At 56.7% G+C, this 16,502-nt stretch carries 10 protein-coding genes; 9 read left to right on the top strand and 1 reads right to left on the bottom strand.

What is annotated here, in order from left to right; all coding sequences use genetic code 11:
- Nucleotides 1–369: 369 nt before the first annotated feature.
- The gene (locus tag LJD29_RS16615; protein WP_446742677.1) at nucleotides 370–3,039 is read left to right on the top strand and encodes an ABC transporter permease; all 2,670 of its coding nucleotides are present in this window, start codon (nucleotides 370–372) and stop codon (nucleotides 3,037–3,039) included.
- A gap of 25 nt (nucleotides 3,040–3,064) precedes the next feature.
- Here LJD29_RS16615 and LJD29_RS16610 read toward each other — a convergent pair whose 3' ends face one another.
- Nucleotides 3,065–5,086, bottom strand: a complete 2,022-nt coding sequence (locus LJD29_RS16610) for a glycosyltransferase 87 family protein (protein WP_446742676.1) — start codon at nucleotides 5,084–5,086, stop codon at nucleotides 3,065–3,067.
- A 184-nt stretch (nucleotides 5,087–5,270) separates the two neighbouring features.
- Between LJD29_RS16610 and LJD29_RS16605 the strand changes: the two genes are divergently transcribed.
- The 8 genes from LJD29_RS16605 to LJD29_RS16570 are packed head-to-tail and all read left to right on the top strand — an operon-like array spanning nucleotide 5,271 to nucleotide 16,486.
- Nucleotides 5,271–6,848 (top strand): B12-binding domain-containing radical SAM protein, encoded by a 1,578-nt coding sequence (locus LJD29_RS16605; RefSeq protein ID WP_446742675.1) that lies wholly within the window; start codon nucleotides 5,271–5,273, stop codon nucleotides 6,846–6,848.
- Nucleotides 6,842–8,404: a B12-binding domain-containing radical SAM protein gene (locus LJD29_RS16600; RefSeq protein WP_446742674.1), complete on the top strand. Its 1,563-nt coding sequence runs from the start codon at nucleotides 6,842–6,844 to the stop codon at nucleotides 8,402–8,404. Before LJD29_RS16605 ends, LJD29_RS16600 begins: the two co-directional genes overlap by 7 nt.
- 15 nt (nucleotides 8,405–8,419) lie before the next feature.
- A complete protein-coding gene (locus tag LJD29_RS16595) occupies nucleotides 8,420–9,913 on the top strand; it encodes a B12-binding domain-containing radical SAM protein (RefSeq protein ID WP_446742673.1) in 1,494 nt (497 codons plus the stop codon).
- Entirely contained in the window at nucleotides 9,910–11,307 is a 1,398-nt protein-coding gene (locus LJD29_RS16590) for a B12-binding domain-containing radical SAM protein (protein ID WP_446742672.1), read from the top strand. Before LJD29_RS16595 ends, LJD29_RS16590 begins: the two co-directional genes overlap by 4 nt.
- Nucleotides 11,304–12,113 (top strand): class I SAM-dependent DNA methyltransferase, encoded by an 810-nt coding sequence (locus tag LJD29_RS16585; protein ID WP_446742671.1) that lies wholly within the window; start codon nucleotides 11,304–11,306, stop codon nucleotides 12,111–12,113. The genes LJD29_RS16590 and LJD29_RS16585 overlap by 4 nt, the downstream gene beginning before the upstream one ends.
- Nucleotides 12,110–13,573 (top strand): B12-binding domain-containing radical SAM protein, encoded by a 1,464-nt coding sequence (locus LJD29_RS16580; protein WP_446742670.1) that lies wholly within the window; start codon nucleotides 12,110–12,112, stop codon nucleotides 13,571–13,573. Before LJD29_RS16585 ends, LJD29_RS16580 begins: the two co-directional genes overlap by 4 nt.
- Nucleotides 13,570–15,459, top strand: coding sequence for a methyltransferase domain-containing protein (locus tag LJD29_RS16575; protein WP_446742669.1), 1,890 nt, complete (start codon nucleotides 13,570–13,572; stop codon nucleotides 15,457–15,459). Before LJD29_RS16580 ends, LJD29_RS16575 begins: the two co-directional genes overlap by 4 nt.
- Nucleotides 15,452–16,486 carry a radical SAM protein gene (locus LJD29_RS16570; protein ID WP_446742668.1) on the top strand — a complete coding sequence of 345 codons (1,035 nt, stop codon included), beginning with the start codon at nucleotides 15,452–15,454 and terminating at the stop codon, nucleotides 16,484–16,486. The genes LJD29_RS16575 and LJD29_RS16570 overlap by 8 nt, the downstream gene beginning before the upstream one ends.
- Nucleotides 16,487–16,502: the final 16 nt, after the last annotated feature.

Raw genomic sequence — 16,502 nt, 5'->3', positions numbered from 1 at the left:
CGTCGGGCACTTCGACCGCGATACCGCCAAACAGCGTGATGCAAACTTGAGAGCTGTTTACTGGACGCGAAGAGTAGAGACCGTCAATCGACAATGTCAACAGCAAAATTGTCGTCGATAAGACAAATTCGAAACCCGAAGCAGTACCGCACAACACCCGTGGATCGTCAGCTTTGGCCCCCAAAAATATTTGCTCGGTATACGAATACAAACTCAGTCATGCCAGCCGGTAAACTTTCCTGTTTGCCGCCTATGCGGCGAATTCCTGTTGCATTCCAAAAGGAAGATGTGGCACTCTTCTGTTGGTTACCCAGAGGTTGAAACCATGGGCCGGGTGCGATCTCTCTCGCCGAAGGCAGAAAGACTTCCATGAGAGTGTTTCGGCGGTTGTCGCTGCGTGGGTGGAATTTTCTGGCTCGACGAAGCGGAGAACGGCGGCTGCGCGAAGAAATCGAACAGCACCTGGCCCTCGAAACGGAAGCAAACATACGCCAGGGGATGACGCCGGAACGGGCCCGGCGAACAGCTGTAATCAAGTTCGGATCTGTCGAGGCGCTGTGTGAGAGCTACCACGCCGAGAAAGGACTACCCGACATGGAAACCATCCTGCAAAATCTCATATTCGCTCTGCGCATGTTGAGAAAATCCCCCGGCTTCACATTGCTCGCGGCTCTGACGCTGGCGTTGGGCATCGGAGCAACCTCCGCGGTGTTCAGCCTCATCCAGGGCGTGCTGCTCACACCGCCGCCATACCAGAAGCCGGAACAGTTGGTGCTGGTAAACGCCGGACGCGACGATGGACAAAAGATGGACAGCTCGCGCGGATGGGCCGCGCAGCAATGGTTGGACTGGAAGAAGAATGCGACTTCGTTCGACGGTGTTGCTGGATACGGATGGACCTTCAATTTTCTCATTCGCAATGACGGCAGCCAGTCCATGCAAGGAATGGAGATCAGCAAGGACTACTTCGGGCTCCTGGGTCTGAAGACTGCTGTTGGACGCGGCTTTAATGACTCCGACTTCGGGCAAGGCCCTGTGAAGGCGATCGTGCTGGGCCACGAATTCTGGCAGCGGGCCTTCAACGGTGATCCGAATATTGTGGGCAAAACCGTGCGCATCAGCCGCTGGACTGCCCCCCCGACCGTCATCGGAATCATGGAGCCGGGTGTGCGCTTCCTGCCCTCACCGGGAGCAGCAAAGGAGCCGAACTACGATGTCAATGCGACGGTCGACTTCTGGGTCCCTTCGGAGCCTGACCCGAAGTATCTTAAGGATCCGTATTGGAATGTCGTAGCGCGGCTGCGGGATGGAGTCAATCCGCAGCGAGGACAACAGGAGCTCGCTGTACTGACGGCACGCGAAGCGCTAATGGAAAAAACCTTTGAGGGATTCGCGCCGCAACTGGAATCACTGACAAATGAGATGAATCGGGATGGGAAGCGACTGCTTCTTCCCCTGCTCGGTGCAGCAACGCTGGTGTTATTGATCGCCTGCGGCAATGTGGCGGCGCTATTGCTTGTGCGAGGACTGCAAAGACAACAGGAGTACGCAGTGCGCATCGCGATGGGTATGGGACGATTTGCTCTTCTGAGACAGGTGCTGGTGGAGAGCTTGCTGCTGGCTATCTTCGGTGGCGCTCTCGGTGTTGGGCTTGCTTTCGGCGCGGTGAAATTGTTCAAAGTAATCGCTGGCCACGCTATTCCGAGACTCGATGCAGTCACGGCTGGCTGGGCGGTACTGGGATGGGGCCTGGGAGCAGCGGTGCTCGCGGCCTTCTTCGCAGGAATTCTTCCGGCAATGCGCGTGCTCAGGTTGGACCCGATGGAAGTACTGAAGAACGCTGGACCGAAAGGGACAGCAGGCGTTGGAGAGCGACGGCTATTGCGGGCAGTTGCCATGCTTCAGACTTCGCTCACGCTGGCGTTGCTGGTTGGCACGGGACTTCTGATCCGCACCATGCTGAAGATCGCGGAGGTTCCTTCGGGATACCGGACTGGGCAGATTCTGACGATGAGTGTTACGGAGACGCAGGATCCGGCAAGCTGGACCAGCTTCCATCGACAGGCGCTGGAACGTGTTGCAGCCGTTCCCGGCGTGCAATATGCGGCCTTTGCCTGGGGCGTTCCGCTGACGGGGAACAACTGGCCAGCGACCATGGAAATCGAAGGTCAGCCCCCCGCGAAAAAGGAGAGCGATAAGACAGCAGTGCCGTTACGTGCGGTGACGCCAGACTATTTCAATCTGATGGGCGTAACGCTAACCGGCGGACGCGGATTCCGTCCCTCCGATGACGACAACGCTCCCAAGGTAGCGATCGTAAACCAGGCATTTGCAAACCGCTTCTTTCCTCACGGCGACGTCATCGGGAGAAAGTTCTGGCTCGACGGACGGGATAAGCCCGGCATGCAGATCGTCGGAGTTATTGCAGATGGACGGACAGACGACCTGACGCAACAGGCCTCGCCGGAGATTTACCTTTCGCTCTGGCAGGCAAGAGCATTCTCAAAACATCTTGTTGTACGTACCACTGCCAATCCGCGGTCGGTACTGATTGCCGTGGAGAGAGCGATGCGTTCCGTGGATCCTGCTGCCGCAATCGAAAACGTGAAGACGCTGGAACAGATTCGTGATGAATCGCTGGCGTCACGAACCTTCGCAATGCGCCTGCTGATCGGCTTCTCAGTGGTTGGAAGCCTGCTAACGCTCATAGGAATCTACGGCGTGCTTTCTCTCTCAGTAGCCTCGCGTCGCCGGGAACTGGCGATTCGCAGTGCGGTCGGTGCGCAACAAGGACACATTCGAAGGCTGATCTTCGGCGAAGGATTTCGAGTGATAGTTGGAGGCGTTCTGCTTGGTGTCGTGCTGGCAACAGCTTTGTCGCGGGTGCTGAAATCATTTCTTTACGACGTACATCCTGACGACCCCGCGACGCTGATCATTGTAGGAGCGCTGTTCGTGGGCGTGGGATTGCTGGCGTGTTGGGTTCCAGCACGCCGGGCGGGCAAAGTCGATCCGCTTGAGGCACTACGATACGAATAAAGCGCGGTAGGTCCGGCAGAGATCTTCAGGGTACAACTCTGCGTCGCGCAACTGCGGTGAACCATATGCTTCTTCCACAATCGGTTCCGTAGAGGATGGTCTTCGAATCTTTCTCCCACGAGGGCTCTATCTGATTGCATGGCACGTCGGCGATGCGGCGGCTCTGCCCCGTACGCTGGTCCCGCACCCATAAGTTCCATGATCCATGTTCGAATCGGCTATAGGCGAGGAATCGTGCATCGGGCGATAACGCAGGATACCTGGAAGCATTGAAAACTATTGCTTGATTCCGAAGCGAGCCCTGCGACAGATAGATTCGCGGTGGACCATCTCCCTCGCTGGCTGAAAATGCGTAGTTGTCTATGGATAGGAATGAGAACTCATAGACATTCAGGTTGGGTGGCGTTAACACAACCTCGTCGTTACTGCCCCGGAACAAGCGCCGATAAACCAGTTCTCCACGCCCATGTTCAGAGCGAAGAAAGGCGAGGTTCTTCCCATCGGTTGAGACTGCAGGAGCCTCCGCGTTTGCTACAACAACCTGTCCGGGACTCAGGGGATCGATCAGGTTCGATCCTTTGCCTCCTGCACGCTCGACGATTGTATGCCCAGGGAACGAAGTAAAGGACAAATCGTCGAAGGCAGCGTTGTCCTCGGGTGTAGGGATTGTTTCGCGATCGGAGATCAGCTTGTAACCCTGCGTGGTGAATAGAGAGAATTCAATTCCATCCTCTGTTGCGGCAGGATTAGCGTAGAGAAAGCCTGATGCCTGCGTCGGAACGCGATACGGAAACTCCTTCCTCTCTCCAACTTGTTGACGCAAGGTCATCGGTATCGCAAAAGCGATGCCAAGGATCATGCATGCGCCCCAGGCGTAGTTCATCCAATCCGGCTTCGAACGCTCTGCCTCCAGGCGCAAGAGCGTGCACAGGGTCAGAAGCACGATAAGCATCAATGGCAAACGCGAAGCATGCAGCGCCGCGTGCGTAGCTGGTATCGGCAGACCGATCAGCGCATAGACGAGCAGCAACAGCGCGGCGAGGCAGGTCCTACCTTTCTCCTGCAGCACCGCGACCGCTACACACGCTGGAAAGATCATCAGAACGAAGTTGTAAGACGCCGGAATCGTCGAAACGGCTAAGGCCGCGGTCAACAGCGCAGACCAGATCAGAAGAGTCCGCTTCTGATCTGAGTTATCTCTCCGCAGCAGCAGAATCGCTGGCGCCAGCACCAGCATCTGTGCAGTTGCCATCAGCACGGCATAGGCAAGTGGCGAGTTATGCCAGGGATGGGGATTCCACTGCGGCTCGGGGAGGAAGAGCCGATGAAGCAATCCGGAGATGGAATCGCTCGTAGCGTAAGTGCCTAATCCTTCTCCGCGCGCTACCCATGGAAAAATCTCCTGAAGCCAGGTTCGATGAACGCTCCAGCCAAAGGCCGCGATGGAGACCGCGCAGGCCACGACCGCTGTGACTGCACCGGAGAGAAGAGCACGCCAGTCTCTCCGCTGAAGAAAAAACACGAACAGCAGCGCAGGAAACACTTTACACAAAGCGGCAACCGCGATGAGCGAACCCGCAACTGCTGAATGGCCGCGGAGATAGCTGAAGCATCCGGCAACGATAAGCAACAAAAGCAGAATGTAGAACTGCCCGTACAGAAGATTGCGGTGCAGCGGGAAGCTCAGGAGAATAATCAACGAAATCTTCTGGTAGCTGAGAGAAGTCATCGACCTCAGCATCCATGCAAGGGGAACGAGAAACGCAAGATTTAGAAGGATGAAGATACGCTTTGCCTTCAGCGGCTCCATCCGGGCCAAAGGGTACATTGCCAACGTCGAAAACGGAGTGATAGGGAGCATTCCGATCACGCGAATATCGATCGCACGATGGTCCTTCTCTCTCTGTATCCAGGCCCATTCGTACATGCGCGATGTGTCATACCCCTCATGCACCATTCGCGCCGCCAGATAATAGTTCGGGAAGTCCGTATCCAGGTTTCGCCATGCCTTTGGCATCGTATGCGACAGCAGGAATAGCCCAGCCAATAAGATGGCTGCACGCTCAAACCAGCACACAATGCGAGAGATCGGCAGCGAAGGCATGGAACGAGATTATGTCTTCCAGCCAGAAGAATCGTCACCGCCGCGTCACAGAAATGTCATCGCTGTAAAACTCCTTCTCACAGGCGCTTTCCCACCCAGGAAACAGTTACAAAACGCTGACATTGGGGTGACATCTCTGCCCCTGGCGCTGATTATCTTCGCATTGAACGATGCAATCGAGGTGCCTGTTCTGCGAAGCTCACGAAAAATCGTCTTCTTTTTCCCATCGTTCGCGAGTACGGAAGCGACTGCGCCGCTGGGGATTCTTGCCGTTTCTACTCCCCTGGAGCGCGCCGGCTATTCCATCTGCCTAATCGACTCCACCATCACCCCTGACTTTCAGAAGCGCGTGCTGGAAGAGGTGAAGGACGCCCTCTGTCTTGCCGTATCGCTGGTGACAGGGCCGATGATTCGCGAAACCGTTGCCATCGCAAAAGCGGTGAAGGCCTGGAAGCCGGACTTCCCTGTCATTCTCGGCGGATGGCATCCATCGTTGTTGCCGCAACAGACTCTCGAAGCGCCATATGTAGACTACGTCGTTCGTGGGCAGGGTGAGGAAACGATGCTGCAGCTGGTACAGCATCTGTCGAATGGCGCCGCGCCCGACCTCATTGCGGGACTTGGCTTCAAACGCGACGGACGCATCGTCTTCTCTCCCGAGCGCGCGCTTCGGCCCATCGTGGAGATGCCTCCAAAGGCCTACCACCTTGCAGATTTCGACGCTTACGAGCGTTCGTGCGGGCGACGTTGGGCCATGTACACCTCCAGCCTGGCCTGCCCGTTCAACTGCGCCTATTGCACGAATGGCGGCGTCTACGGCAGAAAATGGAATGCCCTTCCCCCTGAACAATTCGTGGCCGAGACCGTTGACCTCAGCAGGCGTTACGCACTTGAGATGATCTGGGTTGTCGATGACAATTTCCTAGTCGATCTCGACCGCGCCAGGGGTATCGCCGAAGGCCTCGTGCGCGAAAACTCGCACTATACCTGGAGTATCCAGGCGACGACCAACCTCGTCTCGCGCTTATCGCTGGAAGACATGAAGCTCTTGCGGCGTGCCGGGCTTCGACAGGTTTGCCAGGGAGTCGATTCCGGTTCGCCAACCATCCTGAAGGCGATGAACAAGGACTTTCAGGACTTCGAGTCGATTTACGAAAGCGCCGCTCGTTGCCTTGAAGCAGGCATTCGCCCATCCTTCAACATCATCTTCGCGTTTCCCGGTGAAGGCCCGAAGGAGCGGCGGGAAACCATCACGTTCATGCTCGACGTCTGCCGCCGTTTTCCCGGCGCGGAGTTCTGGACGAATATCTTCACCCCATATCCCGGCTCACCCATATTCGCACACACCGCCGAGATCGGCATCGAGCCGCCACAGACCCTCGAAGAGTGGGCCGACTTCTTCCCACGTTACACCGAACTTCCGTGGCTCAAGGGAAAGAGCCATCAACGCCTTCAGAACACACGCGAATATCTGCGGCTTGCTTTCGATCGTATTCCGATTGCGGCCGACACGCGTACTCCGATCATTCGGCTCGCACAGAAGGCAATATCTCTGCCCGCGCGTTGGCGGCTCGATCACGACATCTACCAATTCCCTGTCGACATCTGGTTGAACAACAAGTTGAAAAAGAGGATTCCGAAGAGCAAGCCGGCGGTCGATGCAAAGCGCCTGGCGAGAACACCGGAAGAGGCTGCTGCATGCTGAATGTGCTGCCGGTTGGGGCGATTCGCAGCGCATCCGGCGCTCCGGTTGGACGGCCATTGCCGGGCCGCGACAAAGTCGTGCTGTTTTATCCGCCGTACGATGGTCCGCCCCTCGGCGCTCCACTTTCACTACTGGCACTGGCTGGGGTTCTCCGTGATGCCGGCTTCAGGGTCGTGCTGATTGATGCCAGCATCCACACGGATTTTCTCGCCCGCGTGGTGCGTGAGAGTTCTGAGGCGTTGTGCCTCGGCATCTCCGTCCTGACAGGTCCCATGATCCGTGGCGCGATTGCTGCCGCGAAGGCCGTCCGGTCGAACCGGCCTGAGCTTCCGGTCATCTTCGGTGGATGGCATCCTTCCCTCGAACCGGTTCAAACCGTCCGCGAACCTTATGTCGACATCGTGGTGCGTGGACAGGGTGAAATTACGATGCTGGAACTGGCGCAGGCCTTCTCTGCGGACCACTCCGTCGCATCGATCGCGGGCATCCATTGGAAGCAGGGCAACGAGGTACAGGCGAATCCCGACCGCACTGTAGCGCCAATCGGCAGCTTCGCTCCACCTGCATATGAACTCGCAGACTTTGACGCATACGAGCCGCTCAATGGACACCGCAAGCTGGCATACGCCACGAGCGTAGGCTGCCCATACGCATGCAATTACTGCACAGACATGGTCGTCTATCGCCGGCGCTTCAACGCTTACGATGCGAGCCGTGTCGTGGATGAACTGGTTGACCTGGTTCGTCGCCACCGTATCGATGAAGTTGCACTGCTCGACTCAAACTTTCCCGTCGATGTGAAGAGGGCCCTGGCCATCGCACGCGGCATTCTCGATTCCGGCGTAAAGTTCCAATGGACTTTCCAGGCATCCACCGACTTTCTTTGCCGCATGACACAGGACGAAGTGAACCTGCTGGGCCAGAGTGGCGTGAAGGTAATGGGCTTTGGCACGGAATCCACCTCGGCACGCGTTCTTCGCCTGATGAACAAGCGACATCAGCGTGTAGATGACATTTACGAGACAGCCCGCAAGGCACATATCGCCGGCATCCATATCAACTTCAATCTCATCCTCGGATATCCGGGCGAGACAGAAGACGATCGCATTGAGACCTTCCAGACCATGAGCGACATTGTTCAGCGCTACGACAATGTGCAATTTTCACCGAACCTGTTTACACCGTATCCGGGAATTCCCATCTGGCCGCAGCTACGCGAGTTAGGCGTACGCGAACCTCAGACGCTCGAGGAATGGATCCAGCTGCCACTGAGCGCAAACGCCCTCCCTTGGCTTCATGGAGAAGAGCTGGAACGCCTCAAGAGAATGCTCGATTACTTCCTGCTGAATGGAAAGGTCCATCGCAGGCATGATCGCGAATCGTTCAAAAACGCCGGCGTACGCATGCTGGTAAAACATCCCGTGCGCTGGCGTGTTCGTTCCAGTCACTATGGCTTTCCCTGGGAGCTTTGGGTATCGAAGTTGTCGGGCCCACTTGCTTCTCGCCGGTCACTTGTTACAGGCCAGGATCTTCCTGAGCAGGCGGCTGCATGCTAGCGCGGAGTCTCCACCATGACTGATGTCCTTCTCACACATTCGTACCACCTGGGGAACGATCAGAAGCAACTCAGGAAGATGCAGCCCTATGCGCCGCTGGGAACCCTGTACGCGGCAACTGCGCTCGAACAAGCAGGGATCACACTGCGTGTGTTCGACAGCACGCTGCTTAACCCCATCGATCATCTCGGTCCAGTCCTCAAGGAAACGAAGCCTAACATCGTCGTCATTTATGAGGACGACTTCAACTTCCTTTCAAAGATGTGCCTGCTGTCAATGCGCCAAACAGCGCAAGAGATCGCGAAGCTTGCCAAGCTGGTTGGAGCGATCGTCGTCGCCCATGGATCCGATGAAACGGACTTCGCCGCCGAATACCTTCAAGGTGGTGTGGACTACATCCTGACGGGCGAGGCAGAAGAAGTCCTGGTCGAGCTTTGCGGGCACCTCATGGCTGGCCGCGATCCACGGGCAACTCCTGGACTGATATGGCGCGATCCCGCCAGCAACGAGATCTGCCGAAGCGGTTCCAGCAGGGTCAGAAACGGCGAGTGGTCAGCCATGCCCCGCCCGGCACGACGACTTATCGACATGGCGCCATATAGGCAGGCGTGGACAAACGCTCATGGCCATTTTTCCGCCAACGTCGTGGCCAGCCGCGGTTGCCCTTACTCCTGCAATTGGTGCGCCAAGCCGATCTCCGGAAACCGCTATCAGGTACGGCCTGCACAGGATGTAGCTCTGGAACTGAAGGAGCTGAAGGAAGTTTATGGCGTCCAGCATGTATGGTTCAGCGACGATATCTTTGCTTTGAATCGCCGCTGGCTGCGTGACTTCGCACATGACGTAGAGGCGCATCGGGCGAGCATCCCTTACAAGATTCAAGCACGCGCAGACCTTATTACCGATGAGGTCGCTGCCCTGCTCGCCAAGAGCGGATGTGTCGAAGTATGGATGGGAGTGGAGTCCGGCTCACAGAAGGTGCTGGATGCCATGGACAAGCATCTACGGGTAAGCGACGTGCTTACATCGACCAAACGTCTCCAGCAGCGCGGAATCAAGGCATGCTTCTTCCTGCAGTTGGGCTACCCCGGTGAGGGATGGAGCGAGCTGATGGAAACCGTCGAGCTGGTTCGAAAAGCTCGCCCTAACGATATCGGCGTAAGCATTTCCTATCCACTGCCCGGCACATTGTTCTATGAACGCATCCAGGCAGAGCTCGCCGCAAAGCGCAACTGGCAGGATAGCGACGACCTCTGCGTCATCTTTCCTGGAGAATATTCCGACAAGCTCTACCGCATGATTCGCGATGCGCTTCACGAAGAGGTTCGCGGCTGGGGACACGGTGTAGCCAATGAACATGCGGTTGCAGCCCTCTGGGCGGCAATCGTCGCGATGGAGCCTGCAGAGAGACGGCATCCCGCTCAATCCGGCAATTTGCTACAGCGTCAGGCACGAAATGAACATTTTGTTCCGCTGCAGATGCTGACGGCGAAAGGAGGTGTGGCATGACTCCCGATCTCCTGCTGACGCATGGCTACTTCTTATACGAAGACCCCAAAGAGATGCAGATCATGAAGCCTTACGCGCCATTGGGCATTCTGTATCTTTGTTCTCATCTCCAGGCAAAAGGCTTCGATGTCGAGGTTTTCGATACGACTTTCTCCTCGCGTGCTGCATTAGTCGACCGGCTACAGTCGGGGCCTCCTTCCACGCTCGGCATTTATGCCAATCTCATGACGCGCGCGAATGTTGTCGAACTTCTGGGCATCGCCCGCGCCGCCGGTTGGAAAACCATTGTCGGGGGCCCGGAACCTGGTGCGTACGCCAAAGAATATCTTGATGCGGGTGCACAGTTTGTCGTGATGGGCGAAGGTGAACTGACGCTTGAAGAATTGATGACGGCCATCAAGGCCGGCGCTCTCGAAAAGATTGATCAGATTGCGGGGATCGCGTACCTCGAAAACGGGCAACTGCGGCAGACAGCACAACGCGCACAGATCGCAAGCCTCGATGAGCAGCCGTGGCCTGCTCGCAAGGCTGTGAATATTCATCAGTATGTCGATACCTGGCGCAAATACCACGGCAAAGGCTCAGTCAACTTCATTACCGCACGTGGATGCCCTTACCGTTGTCAATGGTGCAGTCACCAGGTCTATGGCAACACACATCGGCGGCGCGATCCGGTAAGCGTGGTCGATGAGGTGGAATGGCTTCTCGGTGAATATCAGCCGGACATGGTCTGGGTTTCGGATGACGTATTCACGATCAATCATTCGTGGCTCAGGACTTATGCCTCGGAGATGAAGCGCCGCGGGTTGCGCATTCCCTTCGAATGCATCTCCCGCGCCGATCGCCTGAATAGTGAAGCGATGGATCTGCTTGCCGAGTTGGGTTGTTTTCGCGTCTGGATTGGATCGGAAAGCGGCTCACAGCGAATACTCGACTCCATGCAGAGGGGCGTGAAGCTCGATCAGGTGCAGAACGCTGTCGAACTCACCCGCTCCCGTGGAATCGAGAGCGGAATGTTTCTGATGTGGGGCTATGACGGCGAAGAGCTCGAAGATATTGAAGCGACCGTAAAGCATGTCAGCCTCACGCAGCCCGACATCTTCTTCACAACGGTTTCTTATCCCATCAAGGGGACGCCCTACTATCAGAAAGTAAAGGAAGACCTGGTACAGCTGGCACCATGGGATAAGAGCTCCGACCGGGAGATTATCATCCGAGGCCGCCATTCGCGTCGTTACTACAGCTTTGCAGACAAGTTGTTGCGCAGTGAAGTTCGCCTGGCCAAACTGCGTGGAGAAGTAAATCAGGACGGGAGCGAGATTCAGAAGCTTACGGAAGAAGTACGTCTTGCAAGATTCAACCTCCTTGAGAGCGCCAGCGAGGTTGAAGCATGATCGCGACCACTTCAGCAGGGCAGGCCTTCGACACGCTTGCAAAGACATACGACAGCGACTTTACGAACACTCTCATAGGCCGGGCCCAGCGATCCGCCGTACTTACTGACGCTTTTCGGATATTCAAAGGGCGGCCAAGAATTCTGGAACTCAACTGCGGCACAGGAGAGGACGCTCTTCAACTGTCCGGCAGAGGTTGGCGTGTTCTCGCGCTCGACGCGTCGCAGCAGATGATCGCTAGAGCACGGTTCCGCAAGCTTCGCGAAGCGCCGCTGGCAGACCTCCGCTTCCAGCAGATGCGCACCGAAGACCTGAGCAGAATCGAGGAGACTTTTGACGGAGTCTTCTCGAACTTCTCAGGGCTCAATTGCGTCGAGAATCTCACTGCGATCGCTGCACTGCTGGCCAGCAGAACGACCATCGGTACGCCACTGGTCTTCTGCCTCTCCACACGCGTCTGCATTTGGGAGACCGCCTGGTACCTGCTGCACGGGAAGCCAGCCAAGGCTTTTCGGCGCTGGCCTGGGCGGCATCGTACTTCGCTTCAAGGCAATTCTGTCGACGTGTTCTATTGGTCGCTTTCTCAGTTACAAACTATCTTCGCGCCATTTTTTACGCTGCGGGAAGTTCGAGCGATCGGTCTCTTCGTGCCGCCGTCTTATGTTGAATCGTGGATTGCAAACCACCCATGGCTGCTTCGCATGATGATTGGACTGGACAGTTTTTTTTCGCGGCTCCCCTTATTGAGAACACTGGGTGATCACATGCTGCTCCACTTTGAAAAGACGGAAGGGGCACAACCTTGATCCTGCTCTTCCACCCACGCGCCGTGAAGCCGCGTAGCCGCCGCCTTCCATTGGCGGTGATGGCGCTTGCGGCCGTGCTTGAGGGACGCGAGGAGTACGAGATCGTCGATGGCAACGTCGACGACGATCCACTCTCGACGCTGCTTCACCTCATCGACACCCATCATGTGGAACTGCTGGGCGTCTCCGTCATGCCCGGACCCCAGATGGCCGCGGGGATGGAAGTCTGCCGCGAGATCAGAAAGCTACGTCCCCAGATCCCTATCGCATGGGGAGGCTACTTCCCTTCCATCTATCCAGAAGCCACGCTCAACGCGAGATATGTTGACTATGCTGTGCGAGGGCAGGGCGAAGAAACGCTGCTCGAGCTGATCGAAGCAATACGCGGACTACGAACGCCTGACACGATACTGGGCCTCTCGTACAAGGACAAATTCGGCATGCATCGCAGTAACGCGGAGCGCCCCATGAAAGGCCCGGACAGCTTCCCATGGATGCCGTTTCATCGTCTGCCCGTCGAGAAATACCTGCGCCCTTCGTTCTTTGGCAAACGCACCGCGGTACATCACGCCAGCATCGGCTGCCCTTTTAACTGCAGCTTCTGCGGAGTGCACGCTGCTTACGGAAGGACGGAAAAGTTTGAGTCTCCGGCCCGCACCGAAGCGATCCTCACTCATCTGGTGGAAAAGTACGGCGCTGACTCCGTCCAGTTCTACGACATGAACTTCTTCCTGCGTGAGGATCACGCTGTCGAACTGATGAATCGTATTGCGGGACTGAATCTTCGCTGGTGGTGCGAGGCGAGGGTGGACATCATGTCCAGGTACAGCGATGACACCATGCGCGCCATCAAGCGTGGCGGCTGTGCCATGATTTTCTTCGGCGCGGAGTCAGGCTCAGACTGGGCTCTACAGGAAATGCAAAAGGGTATCACCACGGAAGAAACTCTCATCATGGCGCGCCGCACGCGCGAGGTGGGCATCATCCCCGAGTTCTCTTTCGTTGTCGGAAATCCAAAGGACCCTGAACGCGATACCCGCGAAACGCTCGCATTTGTCCGCAAGATCAAACGCATCAACCCTGACGCCGAGATCATCATTCAACACTACACGCCGACCCCACAGAGAGGCGCGATGTACGGCGATGTGGACGACAAAGTCAGCTTCCCCTCCAGCCCCGCAGAGTGGGCCAGCAAAGAGTGGATGGACTTCACTTTACGCGTGGACACAAGGGCTCCATGGATGAAGCGCGAGACCAAACGCCTGATCGACAATTTCGAGACAGTGGTAGCCTCACGCTGGCCTACCGTGCAGGACATTCGCGCGCCGCGCTGGGGAAGATACTTGCTGCAAACCCTGAGCGCGTGGCGTTATGCGACCGGTGTATACAGCGCGCCATACGAACTTGTGTGGGCTCAACGCTTCATAGACCTACGCAAACCGAAGCGGGAAAGCCTGTGATTTCCGCGTCTCCAACACCGGATGTTTTCAATCGCTGGGCCGCTGTTTACAACGACGCAAGCAATCCATTCTGCACGCTCGAAGCTCGACTGCTGGACGCCCTATTGCCATCGCTGGATGGAAAGACCATCCTGGATGCAGGTTGCGGCACCGGCAGGCACTTTGATCTTTTCATGCGTAAAGGCGCTTCCTCTCTGCACGGTGTCGATTACTCGGAGCAGATGCTGGAACTCGCTCGCCTGCGCCTTCCGCAACATAGCAAGCTGCACCGCTCAGACTGCACGACGGTTCCACTGGCCGATCGGAGCGTGGATGTTATCGTCTGCTCCTTCGTTCTGAGTTACGTGCAGGACCTTCACGCTTTCTGCTGCGAGATGAAGCGGTTACTGCGGCCCGAAGGGCAGATGTTCCTTGTAGACATGCATCCAGGCACGGCAGATAAGTTCGCATGGAAGCGCTCGTTCCATACAGAGGGTGAAGAGGTATCGATTCAATGGAACCATCGATGCCTCTCGAACATCCGCACCTTATTGCAACAACAAGCTCTTCATCTTCGGACCGACTTGGAAGTTCCATTTTCTGAAGCTGAGCGCTTCCTATTCAATGATGCCGGACGAATCGACGCCTTCGAAAAGATCAAGAATGATCCTGCGCTTTACCTGCTTCAGCTCACGCACGACCCTCTGGCTGCGGAGTACAGCATCTCTGGAGCGCGTTGCGCGATCACAAGCGATCTTGGATTGCAGGCCACGCTTGGGATCAACGGGGAAAAGATCAGCTTCCTTCAACAGGACAACAAAGCTGAAGCTCGAGAGCTCTCGCTTGATGGATACATGTTGCTGCCTGGGCTGATCAACGCTCACGATCACCTTGATTTCAGCCTTTTCCGGCAACTCGGCGAGGGACCGTACCAAGACACAAGGGAGTGGGCGAATGACATTCACTCACGTTACGCCGACGAGATTGCTCTTCACCGGATGGTTCCACACGATGTGCGCGTGCGCTGGGGAGCAGTAAGAAATCTTCTCTGCGGAGTGACGACGGTATGTCACCACAATCCCATCTCGCCCGGAATGCTCGATCCCAGCTTCCCCGTTCGTGTGGTCGACAGGATGCGTTGGATTCATTCCCCAGCATTCGATCCCGAAGGCCTCAGGGCCCAGGAGAGCGTTCAGTCCGACATTCCGTTTATTCTCCACGCCTGCGAAGGGCTTAGTGCATCGGCCGCAGCGGAATTGCGGGATCTACATCACCTTGGATTGATGCGCAGCGGAACGATTCTCGTTCACGGCTTAGCTGTCGGTCACGATGACATCGCAACCTTACAGAGCTCAGGCGTGGCGCTTGTATTCTGTCCCAGCTCCAACCAGTTCCTGTTCGGCGCAATACCTCTGCCACAACTGGTAAATGGTTTCGAGCTCGCCGCCATCGGAAGCGACTCTCCGCTGACAGCCTGCGGAGACCTGCTGGATGAAGCTGCATACGCAACCTCACGTTATGATTTGCCGGCCGGCAAGCTCTACTCGATGCTGACCACCTCTCCGGCTGCAATGCTGCGTCTCTCTCAGGAATACGCACAGATCCATGCGGGGGGCATTGCCGACCTGATCGTGGTAAGGGATTACGGTCAGTCACCGGCACAAACTCTGCAAGCACTTACATGGAAAGACGTACACCTGGTCATTCGCGCCGGAGTTATCAGAATGGCCTCGGAAGAATTGCTTCATCTCATTCCGCAAGAGCGACGAACTCAGTTCACCCGGCTTGCCATAGACGATGAGTTTCGATGGGTGCGCGGCAGTTTCCATGACGACTTTGAAGCTACTACGACCATCCAGGAAAGTGGAAAGCTTCGACTCGGGGGGAGGACCATCTCTCTTGCCTGATATCGCCCTGCTTTCGAGTGAGGACACCCGGCAGTCTCACAGGATGCTTCGGATGCCGATCCTGTTGTTGCACGTGCACAGCCGTTGTAACTGCCGTTGTGCCATGTGCGACATCTGGAAGCGTGACGAGAGTGTGGAGCTGACACTCGAAGCGCTCGAGCAACAACGCGACTCCATAATCGCTCTTGGAGTAGAGCAGGTTGTCTTTACAGGTGGTGAGCCGTTGATGCATCGGCATCTTCCCGCATTGACAGGCTTCTTTCGCGAGCTTAGCGTCCGCCTGACGCTGCTCAGCAGCGGACTGCTTCTTTCTCGAAACGCGAATTTGATCGTCGATAGCTTTGAAGACGTCATCGTTTCTCTCGACGGCCCACCCGGAGTTCATGACCGGATACGAGGCGTCAACGGAGCGTTCCAGAAGCTGGCCGAGGGAGTCCGTGCAGTAAAGCGGCTCGCTCCGAATTTCCCGGTTCACGCCAGGTGCACGGTGCAACGAACGAACTTTCAAGCCCTCGCAGATACAGTCCGAGCCGCGGCAGAGGTGGACCTCGACGGCATTTCGTTTCTGCCGGCTGACTTGTCTTCTTCAGCATTCAATCGCGAACTGCTCTGGCCGGTTGAGCGACAAAACTCGATCGGCATCGGTGAAAGGGAGTTTGCCATCCTTGAAGAGCAGCTCGATGCAGTCAGCGAACTGCGCAGGATTCTCGCGCCGGGTTTCACGGTCACCGAGAGCCGGGAAAAACTACAGAGAATCGCAGATCACTTCAGAGCAGAGGCCGGGCTTATTCCACATCGCGCGCCTCGATGCAACGCCCCATGGGTGTCAGCCGTATGGGAGGTCGACGGCACCCTTCGTCCATGTTTCTTCCACAAGCCCATCGGGAACCTTGCCAGCCAGTCCCTGCAGAATGCGATCAACAGCGAGACGGCGGTCGATTTTCGCTCAAATCTGCAGGTCGATGAGAATGAAATCTGCCGCAGCTGCGTCTGCTCCCTGAACTATCGGGCCGCAAAGCAGCCATAGATCGACCTCGGAGGGC

Source organism: Silvibacterium acidisoli (assembly GCA_022870745.1).
Classification (GTDB): Bacteria; Acidobacteriota; Terriglobia; order Terriglobales; family Acidobacteriaceae; genus Silvibacterium.
Note: the sequence above shows the minus strand (reverse complement) of the source record. Positions and strands in the feature narration are given on the sequence as shown.

Bases quoted from the DNA above. Each gene is read 5' to 3' on its own strand.
- LJD29_RS16615 (WP_446742677.1), top strand. From the start codon at position 370: ATGAGAGTGTTTCGGCGGTTGTCGCTGCGTGGGTGGAATTTTCTGGCT.
- LJD29_RS16590 (WP_446742672.1), top strand. From the start codon at position 9,910: ATGACTCCCGATCTCCTGCTGACGCATGGCTACTTCTTATACGAAGAC.
- LJD29_RS16595 (WP_446742673.1), top strand. From the start codon at position 8,420: ATGACTGATGTCCTTCTCACACATTCGTACCACCTGGGGAACGATCAG.
- LJD29_RS16600 (WP_446742674.1), top strand. From the start codon at position 6,842: ATGCTGAATGTGCTGCCGGTTGGGGCGATTCGCAGCGCATCCGGCGCT.
- LJD29_RS16585 (WP_446742671.1), top strand. From the start codon at position 11,304: ATGATCGCGACCACTTCAGCAGGGCAGGCCTTCGACACGCTTGCAAAG.